Source organism: Pseudomonas sp. KH_027 (assembly GCF_057838565.1).
Genome location: NZ_CM174470.1, coordinates 2,839,368 through 2,860,348, shown reverse-complemented (window position 1 = coordinate 2,860,348; position 20,981 = coordinate 2,839,368). Strand labels below are relative to the sequence as shown.

Annotated in this window: 20 protein-coding genes and 1 pseudogene; 3 read left to right on the top strand and 18 right to left on the bottom strand. The window is 63.5% G+C overall.

Annotated features, from left to right (window positions below; translation table 11 throughout):
- Positions 1-49 precede the first annotated feature (49 nt).
- The 9 genes from aauR to AC3IYG_RS13390 all read right to left on the bottom strand — a co-directional run bounded on the left by aauR (position 50) and on the right by AC3IYG_RS13390 (position 9,696).
- Entirely contained in the window at positions 50-1,378 is a 1,329-nt protein-coding gene (gene aauR / locus AC3IYG_RS13430) for a two-component response regulator AauR (RefSeq protein WP_489332098.1), read from the bottom strand.
- Positions 1,371-3,290, bottom strand: a complete 1,920-nt coding sequence (locus AC3IYG_RS13425) for a sensor histidine kinase (protein WP_489309128.1) — start codon at positions 3,288-3,290, stop codon at positions 1,371-1,373. Before AC3IYG_RS13425 ends, aauR begins: the two co-directional genes overlap by 8 nt.
- Positions 3,287-3,481, bottom strand: coding sequence for a hypothetical protein (locus AC3IYG_RS13420; RefSeq protein ID WP_489332097.1), 195 nt, complete (start codon positions 3,479-3,481; stop codon positions 3,287-3,289). Before AC3IYG_RS13420 ends, AC3IYG_RS13425 begins: the two co-directional genes overlap by 4 nt.
- Positions 3,478-4,212, bottom strand: a complete 735-nt coding sequence (locus AC3IYG_RS13415; RefSeq protein ID WP_489309126.1) for an amino acid ABC transporter ATP-binding protein — start codon at positions 4,210-4,212, stop codon at positions 3,478-3,480. The genes AC3IYG_RS13420 and AC3IYG_RS13415 overlap by 4 nt, the downstream gene beginning before the upstream one ends.
- Positions 4,209-4,877, bottom strand: coding sequence for an amino acid ABC transporter permease (locus tag AC3IYG_RS13410; RefSeq protein ID WP_489309125.1), 669 nt, complete (start codon positions 4,875-4,877; stop codon positions 4,209-4,211). Before AC3IYG_RS13410 ends, AC3IYG_RS13415 begins: the two co-directional genes overlap by 4 nt.
- Positions 4,874-5,620 (bottom strand): amino acid ABC transporter permease, encoded by a 747-nt coding sequence (locus tag AC3IYG_RS13405; protein ID WP_489309123.1) that lies wholly within the window; start codon positions 5,618-5,620, stop codon positions 4,874-4,876. Before AC3IYG_RS13405 ends, AC3IYG_RS13410 begins: the two co-directional genes overlap by 4 nt.
- A gap of 260 nt (positions 5,621-5,880) precedes the next feature.
- Positions 5,881-6,789 (bottom strand): glutamate/aspartate ABC transporter substrate-binding protein, encoded by a 909-nt coding sequence (locus AC3IYG_RS13400; RefSeq protein ID WP_489309121.1) that lies wholly within the window; start codon positions 6,787-6,789, stop codon positions 5,881-5,883.
- Between the two features lie 466 nt (positions 6,790-7,255).
- A complete protein-coding gene (locus tag AC3IYG_RS13395; RefSeq protein ID WP_489309119.1) occupies positions 7,256-8,143 on the bottom strand; it encodes an SDR family NAD(P)-dependent oxidoreductase in 888 nt (295 codons plus the stop codon).
- On the bottom strand, positions 8,140-9,696 hold the full coding sequence (locus AC3IYG_RS13390; protein ID WP_489309117.1) for a flavin-containing monooxygenase: 1,557 nt from the start codon (positions 9,694-9,696) through the stop codon (positions 8,140-8,142). The genes AC3IYG_RS13395 and AC3IYG_RS13390 overlap by 4 nt, the downstream gene beginning before the upstream one ends.
- A 115-nt stretch (positions 9,697-9,811) precedes the next feature.
- Between AC3IYG_RS13390 and AC3IYG_RS13385 the strand changes: the two genes are divergently transcribed.
- Together AC3IYG_RS13385 and AC3IYG_RS13380 are read left to right on the top strand one after the other, a co-directional pair.
- Complete coding sequence (locus tag AC3IYG_RS13385; RefSeq protein WP_489309115.1) at positions 9,812-10,534, top strand: TetR family transcriptional regulator; 723 nt, start codon at positions 9,812-9,814, stop codon at positions 10,532-10,534.
- 22 nt (positions 10,535-10,556) lie between these two features.
- Positions 10,557-10,955 (top strand): GFA family protein, encoded by a 399-nt coding sequence (locus AC3IYG_RS13380; protein ID WP_489309114.1) that lies wholly within the window; start codon positions 10,557-10,559, stop codon positions 10,953-10,955.
- Between the two features lie 67 nt (positions 10,956-11,022).
- On the opposite strand, the gene AC3IYG_RS13375 is transcribed toward AC3IYG_RS13380, so the two are convergent.
- The 3 genes from AC3IYG_RS13375 to fnr form a co-directional block, all read right to left on the bottom strand.
- Entirely contained in the window at positions 11,023-11,853 is an 831-nt protein-coding gene (locus tag AC3IYG_RS13375; protein ID WP_489309113.1) for a metal-dependent hydrolase, read from the bottom strand.
- A 195-nt stretch (positions 11,854-12,048) separates the two neighbouring features.
- Positions 12,049-12,597 carry an adenine phosphoribosyltransferase gene (locus AC3IYG_RS13370; RefSeq protein ID WP_489309111.1) on the bottom strand — a complete coding sequence of 183 codons (549 nt, stop codon included), beginning with the start codon at positions 12,595-12,597 and terminating at the stop codon, positions 12,049-12,051.
- Positions 12,598-12,669: 72 nt separating this feature from the next.
- Positions 12,670-13,404: a fumarate/nitrate reduction transcriptional regulator Fnr gene (gene fnr / locus AC3IYG_RS13365; protein WP_489309109.1), complete on the bottom strand. Its 735-nt coding sequence runs from the start codon at positions 13,402-13,404 to the stop codon at positions 12,670-12,672.
- Positions 13,405-13,585: 181 nt separating this feature from the next.
- Between fnr and AC3IYG_RS13360 the strand changes: the two genes are divergently transcribed.
- A complete protein-coding gene (locus AC3IYG_RS13360) occupies positions 13,586-13,993 on the top strand; it encodes a hypothetical protein (RefSeq protein ID WP_489309108.1) in 408 nt (135 codons plus the stop codon).
- An 8-nt stretch (positions 13,994-14,001) separates the two neighbouring features.
- Here the strand turns inward: AC3IYG_RS13360 and hemN are convergent, their stop codons facing one another.
- The 6 genes and pseudogenes from hemN to ccoG form a co-directional block, all read right to left on the bottom strand.
- Complete coding sequence (gene hemN, locus AC3IYG_RS13355) at positions 14,002-15,384, bottom strand: oxygen-independent coproporphyrinogen III oxidase (protein ID WP_489309106.1); 1,383 nt, start codon at positions 15,382-15,384, stop codon at positions 14,002-14,004.
- An 80-nt stretch (positions 15,385-15,464) separates the two neighbouring features.
- Entirely contained in the window at positions 15,465-16,187 is a 723-nt protein-coding gene (locus AC3IYG_RS13350) for a sulfite exporter TauE/SafE family protein (RefSeq protein ID WP_489309104.1), read from the bottom strand.
- Positions 16,180-16,407 (bottom strand): cbb3-type cytochrome oxidase assembly protein CcoS, encoded by a 228-nt coding sequence (gene ccoS, locus AC3IYG_RS13345; RefSeq protein WP_489309103.1) that lies wholly within the window; start codon positions 16,405-16,407, stop codon positions 16,180-16,182. The genes AC3IYG_RS13350 and ccoS overlap by 8 nt, the downstream gene beginning before the upstream one ends.
- A gap of 73 nt (positions 16,408-16,480) precedes the next feature.
- Positions 16,481-18,905, bottom strand: a pseudogene (locus AC3IYG_RS13340) (heavy metal translocating P-type ATPase); the annotation flags it as partial.
- A 51-nt stretch (positions 18,906-18,956) separates the two neighbouring features.
- Positions 18,957-19,493, bottom strand: a complete 537-nt coding sequence (locus AC3IYG_RS13335; RefSeq protein WP_489309102.1) for a FixH family protein — start codon at positions 19,491-19,493, stop codon at positions 18,957-18,959.
- A 12-nt stretch (positions 19,494-19,505) separates the two neighbouring features.
- On the bottom strand, positions 19,506-20,921 hold the full coding sequence (ccoG, locus tag AC3IYG_RS13330) for a cytochrome c oxidase accessory protein CcoG (protein ID WP_489309101.1): 1,416 nt from the start codon (positions 20,919-20,921) through the stop codon (positions 19,506-19,508).
- Positions 20,922-20,981: the final 60 nt, after the last annotated feature.

Here is a 20,981-nt window from a genome sequence, read left to right as displayed (position 1 = left end):
CCAGCGTGCGCCCGCAATAGTGCACGCTGGGCTGTGCTGCGTTCCTGAGTCAGCCCGACAGTCCGTGCTTTTTCACCTTGTCGAACAGTGTGGTCTTGGCCATGCCCAGCGCCTGGCTGGCCTGGCTGAGGTTGCCGTTGTGGCGTTCCAGGGCATCGCTGAGCAGGCTCTTCTCGAAGGCGTCCACCGCTTCGGCAAAGGACGGGCCGCAGCTTTCCACCGCCAGCCCGCTTTTCTTGAACACCGGTAGACCCAGGGCAAAGCGTTCCGCGACGTTGCGCAATTCGCGTACGTTGCCCGGCCAGTCGTGGGCCATCAGACTCGACAGGGTTTGCCGATCCAGCTCCGGCGCGGTGCGGTCGAAGCGCAGCGAGGATTGCTGGAGGAAGTGCTCGAACAGCAACGGGATGTCCTCGCGGCGCTCGCGCAGCGGCGGCAACTCCAGGGTGACCACGTTGAGGCGGTAGTACAGGTCGCTGCGAAATTGCCCAGCCTTGCCCAGTTCGTCCAGGTCGGCTTTGGTCGCGGCGATTACCCGGCAGTCCACCGCCACGCTCTGGTTCGAGCCCAGGCGCTCCAGGCTATGTTCCTGCAGCACGCGCAGCAGTTTGATCTGCAGATTGATCGGCATGCTCTCGATCTCGTCGAGGAGCAGGCTGCCGCCGTTGGCGTGCTCGATCTTGCCGATGCGCCGTTTGCTCGCGCCGGTGAAGGCATGCGCTTCGTGGCCGAAAATCTCGCTCTCGAACAGGTTTTCCGGCAGGCCGCCGCAGTTCAGGGCGACGAACTGGTGATCCTTGCGCCGGCTGAAATCGTGCAGGCAGCGGGCGACCAGTTCCTTGCCGGTGCCGGTTTCGCCTTCGATCAAAACGTTGGCCGAGGTGTCGGCGACGTTGGCGATCAGCTCGCGCAGTTGCTGCATGGCCGGCGAGCGGCCGAGCAGGCGTTCGCCCAGGGCCTGGTGCCCGGCCAACTGGCGGCGCAGGGCCGAGACCTCACGGGCCAGCCCGCGCTGTTCAAGGGCGCGGCGGGTGACATCCACCAAGCGCTCGGGGGAGAAGGGTTTTTCCATGAAGTCGTAGGCGCCGTCGCGCATCGCGCCAACCGCCATGGAGATGTCGCCGTGGCCGGTGATCAGCACCACCGGCAGGCTGCGGTCACGGGCTTTGAGGCGGGCGAGCAGTTCCAGGCCGTCGATGCCGGGCAGGCGGATATCGCTGATGACGATGCCGGCGAAGTTCTCGCCGACCTGCTGCAGGGCTTCCTCGGCGCTGCCGACGCCGATGCTGGGGATGTCCTCCAGGCTCAGGGCTTGCTGGCAGCCGAGCAGGACATGCGGGTCGTCTTCGACGATCAGGACGGTCAGTTGGTCATTCATCGCGGCTGGACTCGGCAGGGGATCGGGGCAGTAGGGGCAGGTTCAGTTCGAAGGCGGTGCCGCCGTTTTCCAGGTGTTGCACGCTGAGGTTGCCGCCGGCAGCGGCGGCCAGGCTGGCTGACAGCGTCAGACCCAGGCCCAGGCCTTGCTCGCCGGGTTTGGTGGTGAAGAACGGCTCGAACAGGTGTACGCGCACCGAGGGTGGAATACCCGGGCCATTGTCGCGCACGTGCAGCCGGTAGTGGTCGTCCTGTACCTGGCCGTCGAGCCAGAGCTGGCGGTCGCTCTGCCCGTGCATGGCGTCGATGGCATTGACGATCAGGTTGACCAGGATCTGCTCCAGGCGCGTCTGGTCGATGGCCAGGCGAACGTCGCTGTAGGCCCGGTGGATATGCAGCGGCGTGCGCTCCAGGCGTGGGTGGAGGAGGAACAGGGCGGCGTCCACCGCCTTGCCCAGGAGGGCTTCGCCACTGTCGTCGGAGCGTCGGGCGAAGGCGCGCAGGCTGCCGGTGATGCGACCCATGCGGTCGACCAGTTCGTTGATGGTGGCCAGGTTGCTGCTGGCGGTGTCCAGGGCGCCACGTTGCAGGAAGCGCACGGTGTTGCCGGACAGGGTGCGCAGGGCGGCCAGTGGCTGGTTGAGTTCGTGGGCGATGCTGGTGGACATCTGCCCGATCACCGCCAGCTTGCCGGCTTGCACCAGGTCGTCCTGGGCCTTGCGCAGGGTGATCTCGGCCTGCTGGCGTTCGCGGATCTGCGCCTTCAGACGTTCGTTGCTGGAGCGCAGGTCGGCGGTGCGTTCGGCGATCTTGCGCTCCAGCTCATTGTTGGCCTGTAGCAGCGCCTCGCGGGCGGCCAGGCGGGTGGCAATTACTTTGCGCCGTTCGTTCCAGGCGATCAGCAGGAAGGCCAGCAGGGCACAGGCCACCGCCGCCAGCATGCCGTGGCTGGCGGCTTCGCGGCGTACATCCTGGACCGGCGAGAGCAGGGTGAAGTCCCAGGGCGGGTCGTTGAGGCGGCGGGTCTGCGCCAGGTAACTGACCGGCTGCGCGGCGTCACCGTTTTCGCCGCTGGCAGGCAGGGTCAACAGTTCGGCATCGGCGTTGAAACGCTCGCGGGCCAGGGGTTGCAGTTCTTCCAGCGTGGTCCAGTGGTATTGCAGGCTGCCGGCCAGTTTCGCCCGGGTTTCGGTACTGAGGGGGCGCACGGCCTTGAGCCGGCGGGCCGGGTCGCTGGAGAGGATGATGATGCCGTTCTCGTCGCTGACGAAGGCGTCCAGGCGGGCCCGCTCCCAGCGCTTTTCCAGGGGGTCAAGGCGGATCTTCACCACCGCCACGCCGATGATCTTGCCCTGGTGATGCAGGCCGTGGGCCAGGTAGTAGCCGGGCTCGCCGGTGGTGCTACCGATGCCGTAGAAGCGTCCGGGCTTGCCCGTGATGGCGTCCTGGAAGTAGGCGCGGTAGGCCAGGTCTTCGCCCTGGAAGCTGTCGGCGTCGCGCCAGTTGCTGGTGGCCAGCACCCGGCCGTTGCGGTCGAGCACATACACCGCGCGGCTGCCGCTGCGGCGATTGAGCCCTTCGAGGTAGTCGTTGACCCGGTCACGGCGGTAGTCGCTCGGGTGCAGCAGCAGGCGGCTGACGCTGGATTCCAGCTCCAGCAGGCTGGGTAGGTAGGTATGGGTGCTGATCTCGCTTTCCACCGCGCGGGCGTGCAGTTCGAGCTGGCGCTCGCCGCTCTCGGCCAGGGCGCGGATGCCGACCTGGGCGCTGATGAAATAGGCGGTATAACCACAGGCGAGCATCAGCAGGATGATCGGCAGGGGCAGGAGCAGGCGACGGATCAGACGAGACTTCACGATCAGCGAGGGCGGGAGCGCGCGAGAGCAGGGGGAAGGCGATTGCAGCACAATCATGGGCGTGCGGCCAGCCCGCTGTCGTGCGTCGTGCCCAGGTCAGGCAATTGTTGGCGCGGCTGCGGCGTGATCGGCTTGGTGATATCGGCTGTACGCGGCATCGGCGATATCGGCTTGATTGTCTGGGTGGTTGGAACGCACTGAGCCGCGCCGCCGCCCTTCGCTTCGGGAAAGGCGGCGGGCTGCGTCAATGCTGGAGGATCTTGGCGAGGAACTGTTGGGCACGGTCGGAGCGGGCCGAGACGTCACCGAAGAATTCTTCTTTGGCGCAGTCTTCGACGATCTGCCCCTGATCCATGAAGATCACCCGGTCGGCGACCTTGCGCGCGAAGCCCATCTCGTGGGTTACGCACATCATGGTCATGCCTTCGTTGGCCAGTTGCACCATGACGTCGAGTACCTCGGTGACCATCTCCGGGTCGAGGGCCGAGGTGGGTTCGTCGAACAGCATCACGATCGGGTCCATGGCCAGCGCCCGGGCGATGGCCACCCGCTGCTGCTGGCCACCGGAGAGTTGGCCGGGGTGCTTGTGGGCATGGGCCAGCAGGCCGACGCGGTCGAGCAGCTTGAGGCCTTTGTCGATGGCTTCGTCCTTGCTGCGGCCGAGCACCTTGATCTGCGCGATGCTCAGGTTCTCGGTGATCGACAGGTGCGGGAACAGCTCGAAGTGCTGAAATACCATGCCGACGCGCGAACGCAGCTTGGGCAGGTCGGTCTTGCTGTTGGCGATGGAGGTGCCGTCGACCACGATGTCGCCTTCCTGGAAGGGCTCCAGGGCATTGACGCACTTGATCAGGGTGGACTTGCCGGAACCGGACGGGCCGCAGACCACCACCACTTCACCTTTGCTGACCTGCGTGGTGCAACCGCTCAGGACCTGGAAGTCCCCGTACCACTTGTTGACGCTATTGATTGAAATCATACGGCTAACCTTCTGTGCAGATGCTTCACCAGCAGCGAGGCGGCGAAGCTGATCGTGAAATACACCAGACCGGCGAAGATGAGGAATTCGTGCGGTTGGCCGACGATGTCGCCACGCGAGCGCGAGGCGTTGAGGAAATCCATCAGGCCGACGGTGTAAACCAGGGAGGTGTCTTGAAACAGGATGATGCTTTGCTGCAGCAGCAACGGCGTCATCTTGCGGAAGGCCTGGGGCAGGATGATCAGGCGCATCATCTGCCCGTAGTTCATGCCCAGCGCCTGGGCGGCGCCCATCTGGCCCTTGGGAATGGCCTGGATGCCGGCGCGGACGATTTCGCAGAAATACGCCGCCTCGAACATCATGAACGCCACCAGGCAGGAGCTGAACGCCCCGATCGGGGTGTCTTCGCCGGTGATCCAGCGCAGCACGAAGGGCACCGCGAAGTAGAACCAGGTGATCACCAGCAACAGCGGGATGGAGCGGAAGTAGTTGACGTAGGCGCCGGCCAGGTTCGACAGCAGCTTGCTGGGCGACAGCCGCAGCAGCGCCAGCAGGGTGCCCAGCAGCACACCGCCGAGCACGCCGAAGACCATCAACTGCAGGGTCATCAGCATGCCTTCCCAGAGGCCTGGCAGGGCCGGGACAATTGCACTGAAATCCATCACTTGCCTCCCACTGAAATCAGGCCCGGCACCGCGATTTTCTTCTCGACCAGACGCATGAGCAGCATCAGGCTCATGTTCAGCGTGAAGTAGATCAGCGTGGCCAGGGTGAAGGCTTCGAACAGGTTGGCGGAGAACTCGGCGGTCTGTTTGGTCTGCGCGAGCAGCTCCATCAGGCCGATCAAGGACGCCACCGAAGAGTTCTTGAAGATGTTGAGGAATTCGCTGGTCAGCGGCGGCACGATGATGCGAAAGGCCTGCGGCAGCAGCACATGGCTATAGACCTGCGGCAGCTTGAACCCCATGGCGTAGGCGGCGGCGGTCTGGCCCTTGGACAGCGCCTGGATGCCGGTGCGCACCTGCTCGCAGACCCGCGCGGCAGTGAACAGACCGAGGCACACGACCACGCTCAGGTAGGCCGAGGTCGCGGGGTTCAAGTCCTGCTTGAACCACATTTCCAACGGTTCGGGCAGCAGGTCAGGGACCAGGAAGTACCAGAGAAACAGCTGCACCAGCAGCGGTACGTTGCGGAAGATTTCCACGTAGGTGGTGGCGAAGCCGGAGATCCAGCGGTTCGGCACGGTACGCAGCACGCCGAGCAGGGTGCCCAGCAGCAGGGCGATGATCCAGCCCGCCAGGGCGACGGCGATGGTCCAGCCCAGGCCGGTGACGAACCAGTCCAGGTAGATCTCGTTGCCGATGCCGGTGGACTTGAAGAACACGCCCCAGTCCCAGTTGTAGTTCATGTGGGTTTCCCCTCGGATAAAGCCAATGCAAGGCCCAGGCGGACAAGGGGCCGGGCGCCGACGTACCCCCGCCACTGGTGGCGGCGGTGCCCCTGTCCTAACTGGCGAAAGCGGGGGCGGTCGCCCCCTGGTTCCCGCCACCGCGCCCCTTGTGAAGGCGCGGTGTGGTCACCGACTGCACCTGCAGCGGCTGCGGAGTCGCTTCTACCCCCTCTCCCACACGTGGGCGAGGGGAGCGCCCGGCAGTCGCTGCGGGGCGTTTAGATCTGCTCGGCAGATTTGTCGGTGGGGTTGGCGATCAGCTTCTTCAGCTCACCGCTCATGGGGAAGTTGAGGTTGAGGTTCTTCGGCGGTACCGGTTGCAGGAACCACTTGTTGTAGATGTCGTTGATTTCGCCGGACTTGAACGTCGCGCCGATGGCGTTATCGACCACCTGCTTGAAGCCTGGGTCGCCTTTGCGCACTACGCAGCCGTAAATCTCGAAGGATTGCGGCTCGCCGACCACGACCCACTCGTCCGGCTTCTTGGCCTTGGCCATTTCGCCGTAGAGCAGGGCGTCGTCCATCATGAAGGCCACGGCGCGGCCGGATTCGAGCATCAGGAAGGATTCGCCATGGTCCTTGGCCGAGATGATGTTCATGCCCATCTGCTTATTGGCGTTCATCGTCTTGATCAGGCGCTCGGAGGTGGTGCCGGCGGTGGTCACCACGTTCTTGCCCTTGAGGTCGGCGAAGTCGTTGACGCCGGAGGTCTTCTTGGTCAGCAGGCGGGTGCCGACTTCGAAGATGCCGACCGAGAAATCGACCTGTTGCTGGCGCTCGACGTTGTTGGTGGTGGAGCCGCACTCCAGGTCTACGGTGCCGTTTTGCACCAGCGGGATACGGGTCTGCGAGGTGACCAGGTTGTAGCGCACTTGCAGTTCCGGCAGGCCGAGTTCCTGCTTGATCGCCTCGACGACTTTCAGCTGCAGGTCATGGGAGTAGCCAACCGGTTGGCGAGGATCGTTGCCCAGGTAGGAGAAGGGGATGGAAGCATCGCGGTGCCCAAGGGTGATGGTGCCGGATTCCTTGATCTTCTTCAGCGTGCCAGTGAGTTCGCTGGCCAGGGTTGCGGTGGACAGCAGGGTGGCAGCGATGGCTGCGCCTAACAGGTGGGGAACGATGCGCATGAGTCTTTTCCTCGGCTTGTTGTTGTTTGTCGGATTACGACAGGGCCGCTGAACGGCGCGGGAGCCGCTGCGTATTCTTCCTATGCCTAGGAGCAGGATGCATGCCAGCCTTTTCGGCTGTGATTTGATTTTTTAACTGATTGAATTTAAAGGGATAAATTCAAGCTTTAAATGTGAGAGACGTGCTCTTCGTCCGGTCTTCCGAATAAAGACGAGTGGCGTGTTCGGTTATCCGAACGAAGGCGGTCGCGGCGCGGGGGTTCAGCGGGCTTGCCATTCCCGCGAAGGCGGGAATCCAGTAAATAAGCCGATCGCCTCTCCGTAGGCGCGAGCTTGTGAGCCACATGGATGCGGGGAATGCGGCAAGCCGTAGGCAACGGCTGCCGCCTCGCGAATGGCGGCACCTCAGAAGCATCGCGGGCATGGCCCGCTCCTGCAAAGTTGCGGCTTTTGAGGATTCCGGCGGTTACTCCGGCAATTCCCGGCTTGCGGCCGAGCGTTTCGGCTTGGGCGCAAAGCGGGCCGCCAGGCGCATGGAGCCGACCACCAGGCGTTGGTAGAGCGCTGGCAGCAGACGCTGCATGGTGTCCAGCGCCCAGGCGTCGGCACCGATCAGAATGCGTCGGTTGTTGCGCAGCACACCGCGCATGATTACCTGGGCGGCCTTGTCCGGCGTGGTGCGCAGCAGTTGGTCGTTGAACTGCTGGCGGGCCTGATCGGCAGCTTGGCCGGTGACCTTGCTGAGGCTGTCGCTCATCCGCGCGGTCTTGGCAATGTTGGTTTTGATCCCGCCCGGGTGCACGCAGCTGGCCGATACCCCGCCGCCTGCCATGTCCAGCTCCTGGCGCAACGATTCGGTGAAGCCGCGCACGGCGAACTTGGTGGCGTTGTAGGCGCTCATGCCCGGCTGGGAAAACAGCCCGAACACGCTGGAGACGTTGACGATGTGGCCTTCGCCAGCCGCCTTCAGGTGTGGCAGGAAGGCCTTGGTACCGTGTACCACGCCCCAGAAGTTGATGTTCATGATCCATTCGTAGTCGGCGTAATCGTTGCCTTCCACGGTACCGCCCTGGGCTACGCCGGCGTTGTTGAAAATCAGGTTGACCCGGCCATGGTCGAGCACCACTTGCTCGGCCCAGGTATGTACGGCTTCCCGGTCGGCGACGTTGACCGTGTTTGCCGTTACCTGTACGCCAAGCGTGCGGGCCTGGGCCGCGGTTTCCGCCAGGGCTTCGCTGTTCACATCGGCAAGCGCGAGGTGGCAGCCTTGGCGTGCGAGGCCGTAGGCCAGCGCACGGCCGATACCGGAGCCGGCGCCGGTGATGGCGGCTACTTTGTTCTCGAAGGACTTCATGCGGTCACCTCTTCCTTAAGGGTTGCGGCCGGCATAAAGCCTTGAGCCGGGTGTGCGGGCTGGGCGCGGTTGAAGTGATAGGCCGCCGGGTCGAAATTACGCGTGAGCAGGCGGAAGCGCCAGGTGAAGCCGGGCCAGACCGTGCAGTTACGGCCGCTGACCGGGTGCAGGTACCAGCTCTTGCAGCCACCGGCGTTCCATACGGTGTTGCCGAGTTGGCCTTGGATTTTGGCGTTGAAACGGTCCTGCATCTCGCGTTTGACTTCCAGGCTCTGCAGCTTGCGCTCGCTCAGCAGGTTGAGGGCGCCGAGCACGTAATGGATCTGCGACTCGATCATGTACACCATCGAGTTGTGCCCCAGCCCGGTGTTGGGCCCCATCAGGAAGAACAGGTTGGGGAAGCCCGAAGTCATGGTGCCCTTGTAGGCCTGCGGGCCATCTGGCCAGGTGTCGAGCAGGTCGACACCGTTGCGGCCGAAGATCACGCCGCGCGGCATGGGGTCGCTCGGGGTGAAGCCGGTGCCGAAGATGATCGCGTCGATGGGCCGCTCCTGACCGTCGGCGGTGAGAATGCTGTTGGCGCGGATTTCTTCAATGCCGTCGGTGATCACATCGACATTCGGCTGGGTCAGGGCTGGGAAGTAATCGTTGGAGATCAGCACGCGCTTGCAGCCCATGGTGTAGTCGGGGGTGACTTTGGCGCGCAGCACGGGATCTTTGATCTGCTTGTTGATAAACGCCTTGCCGGCCCATTGCGCCAGTTTCATGATCCGTGGCACCGAGGCGAAGCCGATCACGCGGCTTTCCAGCAGCGTGTAGATCAAGCCGCGCCAAAGCTTCTGCGCCAGTGGGAAACGCTTGAAGCGTTCACGTTCGCCCGCGCGAATGGCACGGTCAGGTTTGGGCATGATCCACGGTGCAGTGCGTTGGTAGAGATCGAGCTGGCCGACCTGCTTCTGGATCTGCGGGACGAACTGGATGGACGAAGCGCCGGTGCCGATCACCGCCACGCGTTTGCCGCTGAGGTCATAGTCGTGGTCCCACTGCTGCGAGTGGAACAGCTTGCCGGAAAAATTTTCCAGGCCGTTGAGTTTGGGAATCGAGGGCGTGGACAGGGCGCCCATGCCGGACACCACGAACTGCGCGGTGTAATGGTTGCCGGCAGCATCATGGATGCACCAGAGTTCCAGCCCGTCATCCCAGCGCATGCCCGCCACTTCGGTCTGCAGCAGGGTGTTGTTCTGCAGGCGGTATTTTTCCCAGCAGCCTTCCAGGTAGCTTTTGATCTCCGGCTGGCGGGCGAACATGCGCGTCCATTCGGGGTTCGGCTCGAAGGAAAAGGAATACAGGTGCGATTGCACATCGCAGCCGCAGCCGGGGTAGTTGTTGACGCGCCAGGTACCGCCGACACCCGCTGCTTTCTCGAACAGCAAAAAGTCGTTTTCGCCTTGTTGTTTCAGGCGTATCGCCATGCCCAGGCCGGAGAAGCCGGTGCCGATGATGGCGATCTTGGTGTGGCGGGCAGAACCACTGGGTGTCACGGATGCATTCATAGCCAAGCTCCTGTTATGTTTATTGTTGGCGTATACGGCTGTATACCAAAGTAGACAAATGTATACTCAGCGGCAAGTGCCATCCTCACAAGCCAACTTTTAGGTAGGGTCAGTTATGGACACGCCGGCCAGCGACGTACAGCAACTGCGGGAAAAGGTTACCGAGGCGCCGGGCAAACGCTTGTTGCTGGATGCGGCGTTACGTCTGACCTCGACCAGCCGCAACCTGAGCAACCTGGGCCTGCGCGAACTGGCGCGCGAGGCCGGGCTCAACCCGAATACCTTTTATCGCCACTTCAAGGATGTGGACGATCTGGGTTTGGCGGTCATTGGTGAAATTTCCACCCGGCTGCGCCAGCCGCTGCGCGATCTTCGCCGTGAGGCGGCCCTGCGCGCGGTGCAGGCGAGCCAGGACAATTGGCCAGCCCTGCTGGGTATCGACCTGGCGCGTGGCCGCTGCGTGTGCCATGAGACCGTGAAGCTGTTCTTCGACTTCGTTGCCGACAACGGCCAGGCCTTCATTATCGGCGTGCGTGAGTTGCACGGTGCTTCGCCGGTACTGCGCGCCGCTTTGTGCGAGGTGATGGACGCGTTCGGTGCGGATATGGCCGAGGACATCATCGAGTTCAAGTTGTTACCGGATCTCGTTGATCCGGCCGTGGTGCTGCAGGTGTCCAATCTGATCAGCCGCAATCTGTTCCAGTTGTCGCTGGACTATATTGGCCAGCCCGAGCGGCGCACGGCGATCTGCGCCTTGGCCGAAGAGCAGATCGTCATGCTGTTCACCGGTGCCAGCGTGTTGCAGAGCCTTGGCCAGCTCAAGCTGCCGGTGGCTTGAGCGTTTTGCGAGGAGAGCGGACATGTTGCCCTTGCCCCTTTACGGCGGCTGCGCCTGTGGTGGCGTGCGCTACAGGCTGGAGGCAGAGCCCAGCGAGAGCGGCTACTGCCACTGCCGCACCTGTCAAAAAATCAGTGCTGCACCGGCTATTCCCTGGGCCATGGTGCCGGTCGATGCACTGCATTATGAATGCGGCGAAATTGGTCTGTTCCGTTCGAGCGAGCGAGGCGAGCGGCGCTTTTGCCGGCAGTGCGGCACGCCGCTGGAATACCGTGAACAGGGTTGCGGCGAGGTGGGTTTGAACAGTATCACCCTCGACCAGCCCGAGCTGATCAGGCCGCAGAAACATATCTGGTGCCGCTCGCAGATTGCCTGGTTCAAGGTGGCTGACGACTTGCCGAGGTTCCCAGGGGCGAATTGACAGCCGCTCCCGGGTGCGTGCGAGTGGCCATTGGAACCCCGGCGTTGGCCGGGCTTTTCGCTGTTGCTCAGCCGCTGAAACCAAGTCGCTCCTTCCAGCGCTGCTCCAGTGCCTTGGTGTCGTGATCGAAGGGGTGGAAGCCCGGGCGGTAGTAGTCCAGGTACGGCAGGATCAGCTTGGTGAGAAAGCCATCGCGCGGGCTGAACAAGGCGCGCAGGCCGTTCTTCCAGCTCCCCCAATTGAACAGTTGCCGGTCTTTGCGTAGCAGGTGCAGCTGAAACCAGCCGATCACGCCGAAAAAGATCACGGTGGAGATGGCCATCATCGCCACACGGGTGAAATAGCCACCGCCTATCGCCTGGTAGGCGTCGTAACACACGGCCTTGTGCTCGTTTTCCTCGATGGCGTGCCACATCCACAGTTGGTACATCTTCGGGTCGTCGATCTGGGTGGTCAGGTCTTCACGCAGCAGCAGTTGCTGGGCCATGGTGGCGGTGAAGTGCTCCAGCGCGCAGGTGGCGGCCAGGCGCTGCTTCTTGGTGGTGATTTTGGTCACCCATTCCAGCAGCACCTTGATCCGCAGTTCCAGGCGCTCCAGGTCGATAGCGTGCTTGGCTGCGTATTCGTTGTAGGTCGCATGCTCTTTCGAGTGCATGGCTTCCTGGCCGATAAAGGCACCGATGTCTTTTTTCAGTTGCGGCTCGGTGATGCGCTCGCGCACCGCGCGCACGCTGTCGACGAAGAACATTTCACCGTAGGGAAACAGGGACGAGAGATTGTTCATGAAGTGGCTCATGAATGGATCGCCACTCCACCAGTATTTTTCGGTCTGGGCGAAGCTGAAATCCATCCGGCGCACGGGAAAGCTGGCGTTGGGCAGGCGGGTACTGACAGTCATGGGCGGGCTCCTGGGCTCTCGGGCCGACGCATGGGCAGCCCTTATTGTTGTACGGCTCGCGATGACACTGGTGATTGTGTCATTGATCACTGTCAATGATTGAGCGAAGTCGTGGTCAAGGCCACCCATCCAAAGTGCAGCGGCCCGGCGGGATTGCTCCAGCCAGGCCGCGGCGAGGTAACACCTGTAGGGGTATCAGCGGTCGCTGAGGGCGAAGGTGGTCAGGCAGAAGGTCGGGATGCCGATGTCTTGCAGTTTTTGCGAGCCGCCGAGCTCGGGCAGGTCGATGATCGCAGCCGCCTCGAAGATGCTCGCGCCCATGCGCCGCACCAGATTGGCCGCCGCCAGCAGGGTGCCGCCGGTGGCGATCAGGTCATCGAACATCAACACCGAGTCGCCCTCGCACAGGCTGTCGGCATGCACTTCGAGGAAGGCTTCGCCGTACTCGGTCTGGTAGCCCTCGGCCAGCACATCGGCGGGCAGCTTGCCTTGCTTGCGGAACAGGATCAGCGGTTTGTTCAGGGCATAGGCGATGATCGAACCGATCAGAAAACCACGGGCATCCATGGCGCCAATATGGCTGAACTCGGTTTCGACATAACGCTGGATAAAGCTGTCCGCGACCATGCGCAGTGCGCGAGGGGATTGGAACAGCGGCGTGATGTCGCGAAAAATAACCCCGGGCTTGGGGAAGTCGGGCACGGGGCGGATCAGGGATTTGATGCTGAATTCGTCGAAAATCATCGGCGCGAAGTCCTGCGGCTGGCGGGCGTGGGCGAATTCTAGCAAGCCCGCCGGGGTCGGGCTGCCAGGTGTTCAGGTTTCGAGGTTGCCGCCGGCCAGGGCGCACAGCTCGATGGGGTCGAGGATGTGGATTTCCTTGCCTTCGGCGACGATCAGGCCGTTCTGTTGGAAGCGGGTGAAGACCCGTGACACGGTTTCCACTGCCAGGCCCAGGTAGTTACCGATTTCGCTGCGCGACATGACCAGTCGGTACTGGTTGGCCGAGAAGCCACGGGCGCGAAAGCGCGCGGAGAGGTTGACCAGAAAGGTGGCGATGCGTTCGTCGGCGGTCTTTTTCGACAGCAGCAGCATCATCTGTTGATCGTCGCGGATTTCCCGACTCATGATCCGCATCAACTGGCGGCGCAGCTGTGGCAGTTGCACCGAAAGCTCGTCGAGCTTTTCGAACGGGATCTCACAGACCGAGGTGGTTTCCAAGGCTTGCGCGGACATCGGGTACGTCTCGCTGTCCATGCCGGACATGCCGACCAGTTCGCTGGGCAAGTGGAAACCGGTGATTTGCTCGTCACCCGCATCCGAGACGCTGAAGGTTCTCAATGCCCCCGAACGTACGGCGAAAACCGAGCCGAAGGCATCGCCCTGGCGGAACAGGAAGTCGCCTTTTTTCAGTGGGCGGCCACGTTTCACGATGTCGTCGAGGGCGTCCATGTCTTGCATGTCCATGGACAGCGGCAGGCACAAACCGGCAAGGCTGCAATCCTTGCAATGCACTTGGGGCAGGCTGCGAGCCTTTAGGTTCTCGGCCATTGAGAAGAGTCCTTGCGCTGAAGCATACATGAGTACTCAGGGTAACAGCCGGAGCGGCCGATACCTGAGTATTTGCTCAAGTTTGCCTGGAAATGGCCGAAAAATCTGTATGGATGCGCCAGGAGCAAGCAGATGTTGCGGGTGGAATCGCCAAGGCGGATGGAGCACCCTGGTGCGGGCCATGCAGCCTAAAACTGCACCAGAACCCGCGCCTGCTGTGGATTTGGTCGCGGCGCTGCAAGGTCTGCGGGTCACCTTGTCCGATCAGGCGCAGGCACGCGGCCGAACGGCGAGCAAGAACGCCGATATCGACAGCAGCAGCCTGCCGGATTCGATCAAGCAGATGCTGAGGATGATGCGTGAGCGGCGCGCGCAGATCGCCGAGAAGCAGGCCGAGCTGCAAGCCGTGAGGCAGGAACGGCACTTGAGTGAGGAAGCCCGTCAGCAGAAAGTACAAGGTCTGCAGGGCGAGCTGGCGGCACTCGAAAGGGCGCTCTCCACGACGAGTTTCTTGCTGGTCGAGGCCATGCACGATACGCAGTTGAGCCCCGAGCAATTGCACGAGGTGGCGCAGTTGTCGCTGGCCTGACGGGGCAATCAAATCACCCGTGAAAAGTGCCGGCTGCTCTGCTGCGCCGAGTAGCGATCGAACAGCATGCACACCGAGCGTACCAGCAGGCGCCCCGCGGGGTGAATGTGGATGGCGCGGTCGCTCAGTTCGAGCAAGCCGTCGGCGGCCATTTGCTCCAGTTGCGGCCAGGTCGCACTGAAATAGCCGCGAAAGTCGAGGTTGAACTGGCTTTCGATCATGGCGAATTCCAGTTTGAACTGGCAGATCAGCTGCTGTATCACCGCCCGGCGGATGCGGTCATCGGTGTTGCATTGCAGGCCGCGCTGGGTGGCCAGTTGACCCTTTTCCAACTGGTCCTGGTACTGCGCCAGGTTGCTGTTGTTCTGGCTGTACAGTTCGCCGATCTGGCTGATAGCCGATACTCCCAGCCCCAGCAGGTCGCAATGGCCGTGGGTGGTGTAGCCCTGGAAATTACGCTGCAGGCGGCCATCTTCCTGGGCGCAGGTCAGTTCGTCGTCGGCCAGGGCGAAATGATCCATGCCGATATAGCGGTAACCGGCGCTGGTCAATTGTTCGATGGTCTGTTGCAACATCTCCAGTTTGTTGGCGGCCGTCGGCAATTCGCTTTCATTGATCCGGCGTTGCGGCATGAAGCGTTGCGGCAGGTGGGCGTAGTTGAACACCGAGAGGCGGTCGGGTTGCAGGGCGATCACATCGGCGACGGTGCGGGCGAAGCTCGCCGGGTTTTGTTTGGGCAAACCGTAGATCAGGTCGATGTTCACCGAGCGAAACTGCAAGGTGTGCGCGGCTTCGATCAGTGCGCGGGTTTGCTCCAGGCTTTGCAGGCGGTTGACGGCGCGCTGCACCTGCGGATTGAAGTCCTGGACACCGACGCTGATGCGGTTGAACCCGAGTTCGCGCAGCAGACCCATGCTCGACCAGTCGGCCTCGCGGGGGTCGAGCTCGATGCCGTAGTCGCCGGAATCGTCGTCCAGCAGGCTGAAGTTTTCCCGCAGCGTGCTCATCAAGCGGCGCAGTTGATCATGGTTGAGAAAGGTCGGGGTGCCGCCGCCCAGATGCAGTTGCTCGACACGTTGGCGGCGATCCAGATGGCGGCCGAGGATGATGATCTCGTGGCTGAGCTGATCCAGGTAGGGTTCGCTGCGGCCGCGATCCTTGGTGATGATTTTATTGCACGCGCAGTAGTAGCAGATGTTGGCGCAGAACGGGATGTGCAGGTACAGCGACAGCGGCCGCAGTGCCTTGCGGCTGCTCTGCAGGGCGCTGAGCAGATCGCGCGGGCCGACATCCGGGTGGAACTGCAGGGCGGTCGGGTAGGAGGTGTAGCGTGGGCCGTTCTGATCGTAACGCTGGATCAGGTCGGTGTCCCAGCTGATGGTATCGAGCATGCGAGCGATCCCCGGTTCTAGGCTATGCCGGGGAGTTTAAAGAGCCGAGGCGGGGGTGGCCTTGACCTGTGTCAAGTGGCTCAGTGCTTGTGCTGTTCGGCTGACGTATTGCTGTGGCTGGCATGCCCCATCAGCCAGGCTTGATGCGGGCCGGGCAGTGTCCATAGGCCAAACAGGATCACCAGCAGGCCGCCGGCCATGCGCACCTTGCGCTGGCGCAGCACGGCCGTCAGGCGTTCGGCGGCCATGCCGGTGGCGAGCAGAACCGGCCAGGTGCCCAGGCCGAACGCCAGCATCAGCAGCCCGCTGTCGAGCGCATTGCCCTGGCTGGCGGCCCATAGCAGGGTGCTGTAGACCAGGCCGCAGGGCAGCCAGCCCCAGAGTGCACCGAGCAGCAGCGCCCGGGGCAGGCTGGAAACCGGCAACAGGCGACTGGCGAAGGGTTGAATGTGCCGCCAGAGCCCGCGGCCCAGGGCTTCGATGCGGGTCAGGCCGCTCCACCAACCGGCCAGGTACAGCCCCATGGCGATCAGCAACAGGCCCGCGACCACGCGCAGGGCCAGTGCCGCCGGGCTGCTGGCGACGGCCCAGCCAGCCAGGCCGATCAACAGGCCGGCGCTGGCATAGCTGAGAATCCGGCCAAGGTTGTAGGCCAGCAACAGGCGCATGCGCCGGCTGCGATGCTCGGGCGGGATGGCCAGGGTCAGTGCGCCCATCAGGCCGCCACACATTCCCAGGCAGTGGCCGCCACCGAGCAGGCCGAGAATCAGGGCGGAAACCAGCAGCGGAGCGAGCTCAAACACGCGGCGGCTCCTGATCTTCGGGCTTGTCGAGCGGGTTCGTGCGGCCGCTGGCTTCGTCGATGCCGGCTTGGTGTTGCGGGTCTTCGTCGTCGAACAGGATGCTATGGGCCGGGCCGTCCATGTCATCGTACTGACCGCTGTCGACCGCCCAGAAGAACACATAGATGGCGATGGCGACGATCAGCAGGGCGACTGGAATCATCACGTAAAGCGCAGGCATACAGCCTCCAGGTAAGCGGCAAACACCACGCCCAACACTCAGGCTGGGACGTGGCGGGCAAGGGGTGCGTGGTCACTGTCGGTCGCGGCCATGGAGCCTGGCAGGCGCGTCAGGCGCAAGGCATTGAGCACCACGGTCAGCGAGCTGAGCGACATGCCGATCGCTGCCCAGACGGGGGTGATCCAGCCGAGGGCCGCGAACGGCAGCATCAGGCCATTGTACAGCCCCGCCCAAAGCAGGTTCTCGATGATTACGTGGCGGGTGCGGCGGGCCAGTGCGAAAGCCTGCACCAGCGCCGCCAGGCGATTGGACAGCAGCACCGCGTCGGCGCTGGTTTTCGCCAGGTCGGTGGCCGAACCCATGGCCACGCTGATGTCGGCGGCGGCCAGCACCGGTACATCGTTGACCCCGTCACCGAGCATCAGCACCTTGCGCCCCTGCTGCTGCAAGCGCTGGAGGAACAGCAGTTTGTCATCGGGGCGCAAGCCGCCGTGGGCCTGATCGATGCCCAGCTCGCCAGCGACGCTGGCGACCATCGGCGAGCTGTCGCCGGACAGCAGCAGCGTCTGCCAGCCGCGGGCCTTGCAGGCGGCGAGCAGCGCAGGCGCGTCGGCCCGCAGGCGGTCATCCAGAACGAACCAGGCCAGTGGGCCCCGGCTGTCGCCGAGCAACAGCCATTGGCCGGGTTCTGCGGGCATGTCAGGCACTGTGCAGCCGCTCAGCGCACAGACGAAATGTGGCTGGCCGATGCGCAGGCGCCGGCCGCCAACCTGGCCTTCGAGGCCCAGGCCCGGTGTACTGGTGACTGCTTCTGCGGCCTGCGGGGCTTGGCCGAACGCGCGGGCGATAGGGTGTTCCGAGCGATTTTCCAGGGCGGCGGCCAGGGCCAGGCAACTGTCGGCGTTGTCGCTGGCCAATGGGCGGATGTCACGCAGCGTCAGGCGTCCCTCGGTCAGGGTGCCGGTTTTGTCGAAAATCACCGTATCGATCTGGTTCAGGCCCTCCAGCACATGCCCGCGGGTCAGCAGCAAACCCAGTTTGTGCAAGGTGCCGGTGGCTGCCGTAAGGGCCGTGGGCGTCGCCAGGGACAGCGCGCAGGGGCAGGTGGCGACCAGCATGGCCAGTACGATCCAGAACGCGCGCGCGGGGTCCAACTGCCACCAGAGCAGGCCGATCACGGCGGCCAGCAGCAGGGTGGCGAGCAGGAACCATTGCGCCGCGCGGTCGGCCAACTCGGCCAGGCGCGGTTTATCGGCTTGCGCGCGTTCCAGCAGGCGGACGATGGCCGAGAGCCGGGTATCGTGCCCCAGTGCCAGAACTTCAACGGTCAGCGGGCCTTCGACGTTGAGCGTGCCGGCGGTTACCGCATCGCCTTCGATTCGCGCCTGCGGCAGGTATTCGCCAGTCAGCAGCGATTCATCGACGCTCGATTGGCCGTGTAGGATGCGTCCATCGGCCGGCACCACCGCGCCAGGTTGCACCAGTACGTGATCACCCGGTTGCAGTTCGCTGAGCAGAATGCGTTGAGTCTGACCCTCGACATCCAGGCGCAGGCATGAGCCCGGCAGCAGGTTGACCAATTGCGCGGTCGCCGCGGCGGTGCGTTCGCGGGCGCGGCGCTCCAGGTAGCGGCCAGCGAGAAGGAACAGGGCGAACATGCCGACCGCGTCGAAATACAGCTCGCCCTGACCGCTGATGGCTGTCCAGATCCCGGCGAGGTAGGCGCTGCCGATCGCCAGCGAGACCGACACGTCCATGGTCAGGTGGCGGCTGCGCAGGTCGCGTAGGGCGCCGCGAAAGAACGGCGCACAGCTGTAGAACACGATCGGGGTGGTCAGGAACATGGCCACCCAGCGCAGAATCTGGTGCAGTTCCGGGCTCAGGTCGATATTGAATTCCGGCCAGGTGGCCATGGTCGCCATCATCGCCTGGAACCACAGCAGCCCGGCGACGCCCAGCTGGCGCAGGGCCAGGCGGTTTTCCGCGGCCAATTGCGTGGCCGCGCGATCCGCCTGGTAAGGGTGGGCGGCATAGCCGATGCTGCGCAGTTCGCCGAGCAGCTGACTCAGCGGCAACTGGCTATCGGTCCAGTGCACGTGCAGGCGGTGGTTGGAGAGGTTCAGTCGGGCTTCGGCAACTCCTGGCAACTGGCGCAGGTGACGCTCGATCAGCCAGCCGCAGGCGGCGCAACTGATGCCTTCCATCAGCAAGGTGGCCTCGGCCAATTCGCCGTCGTGGCGCACAAAGGGCTGTTGCACATCGGGCCGGTCATACAGCGCCAGTTCATCGCGCAGTTGCTGTGGCAGCGCTTGCGGGTTGGCCGCGACTTCGCTGCGGTGGCGGTAATAGCTGTCGAGGCCGCCGGCGACTATCGCTTCGGCCACCGCCTGGCAACCGGGGCAGCAGAGTTCGCGCCGTTCGCCGAGCACGGTGGCGCAAAAGCGGCTGCCGGTGGGAACCGGCAAGCCGCAGTGGTAGCAGGCTTGAGGCGTACTCATGGCGAGGCCATCAGCGCCTGCGCGGGCGTGGCCGGGCGCTCAGCGACTGGCTCATGGGCGCAGGTCTTCCGCTCCCGGGATAGGCTCGTCGCCGAGCAGTATTTCACCGCCGGGGCTGACGACTTCTTCCTCGAACAGGCGCCAGGTCTGCTCGCCCTGCTGGCCGAGCAGTTCGATGAAGCGCCGGCCACTGATGGCTTCTGGCAACTGGCCGATGTAGCGGTTGGGTTCCGTGCTGCTGCGCGTCAGGGCGATGTGCCGGTCCTTGCCCGCCTGGGTCGGCGAGATCAGGTTGAGTTCGAGGCTGTCCGGGTGGCTGTCGCCGGTAAGGTACAGGCTGACTTCGCCGGTCAGTTCGTCGAGGCGGGCCTTGGCCTGCAGGTGCAGGTGCGTGGCCAGCCGTTCGCGGTCAAGCGAGCGGCTGATGCCTTTGCCGGCTTCGTAGTAATTGTCGGTGACCAGGGTGTCTTCGGTGTCCGCGGCAATCATTACCATGTTGATGGTGAGGAACACCGAGGTCGCCAGCATGCCGATGATGATCCAGGGCCAGATGTGTTTGTACCAGGGGCTAGCAGGTGTAGCGGGCATCTTGTCGCTCTCTTAACGAATATGTGGGCCGATGAAGCGGCTCTTGGCTTCAACGCGGGTGGCGGGTTCGTCGGCATCCTGGAGGATGAAGATCACCTCGTTGGCGCTCGACGGCAGCTTCTCGGGCGCGATGGACAATTCTACCGGCAGGCTGATGATCTCGCCGGCGGCCACCTTGAGTTCGCGCTGACCGGCCAGTTGCAAGTCATCCAGGCCTTTGGCGTCGAGCAGGTAGGTGTGCGCGCGCTGGTCCTTGTTCATGATCTTCAGGCTGTAGACGTTCTCGATCCGGCCTTCGGCGTTTTCGCGGAAGAGCACGCGGTCCTTGCTGACGTCGAAGCCCACCAGTGGCCGCATGAAGAAGGCCGCGGCGAGCAGGCCGATCATGGCCAGCAGGGCGATGGCGTAGCCGATCAGCCGTGGCCGCAGCAGGTGGGTCTTCTGCCCGGAGAGGTTGTGCTCGGTGGTGTAGCTGATCAGGCCGCGCGGGTAATCCATCTTGTCCATGATCGAGTCGCAGGCGTCGATGCAGGCAGCGCAGCCGATGCATTCGATCTGCAGGCCGTCGCGGATGTCGATGCCGGTCGGGCAGACCTGCACGCACATGGTGCAGTCGATGCAGTCGCCGAGGCCTTCGGCCTTGTAGTCGGCGCCTTTCTTGCGTGGGCCGCGGTGCTCGCCGCGGCGTGGATCGTAGGAAACGATCAGGGTGTCCTTGTCGAACATCACGCTCTGGAAGCGCGCGTAGGGGCACATGTAGATGCACACCTGTTCGCGCAGCCAGCCGGCGTTGCCGTAGGTGGCGAGGGTGAAGAAGCCGACCCAGAAGTACGACCAGCCATCGGCCTGGCCAGTGAAAAAATCGATGGTCAATTCGCGGATAGGGGAGAAGTAACCGACGAAGGTCAGGCCGGTAATGAGGCCAATGAGCAGCCAGAGGCTGTGTTTGCTGAGTTTGCGCAGCAGTTTGTTGGTGCTCATGGGCGCTTTGTCGAGCTTGATGCGTTGGTTGCGGTCGCCTTCGGTGACCTTTTCGCACCACATGAAAATCCAGGTCCAGACGCTTTGCGGGCAGGTGTAACCGCACCAGACGCGACCGGCGAACACGGTGATGAAGAACAGGCCGAAGGCGCTGACGATCAATATGCCCGAGAGCAGGATGAAGTCCTGGGGCCAGAAGGTGGCGCCGAAGATGTAGAACTTGCGCTCCGGCAGGTTCCACCAGACGGCCTGATGACCGGCCCAGTTCAGCCAGACGGTGCCGAAGTACAGCAGGAACAGGCCGGCACCACCGAGCATCCGCAGGTTGCGGAACAGACCGGTGAAGGCGCGGGTGTAAATCTTTTCGCGTGAGGCGTAGAGATCGACGCTTTGGTCCGCCGGTTTGGCTTGCGGAGTGATGTCTTGAACGGGGATCTGCTTGCTCATCAGTGCGTACCACGGCTGTGGAAGAGAGCCTCGGTCAGTACGTGCCGACAGAGGTCAAAG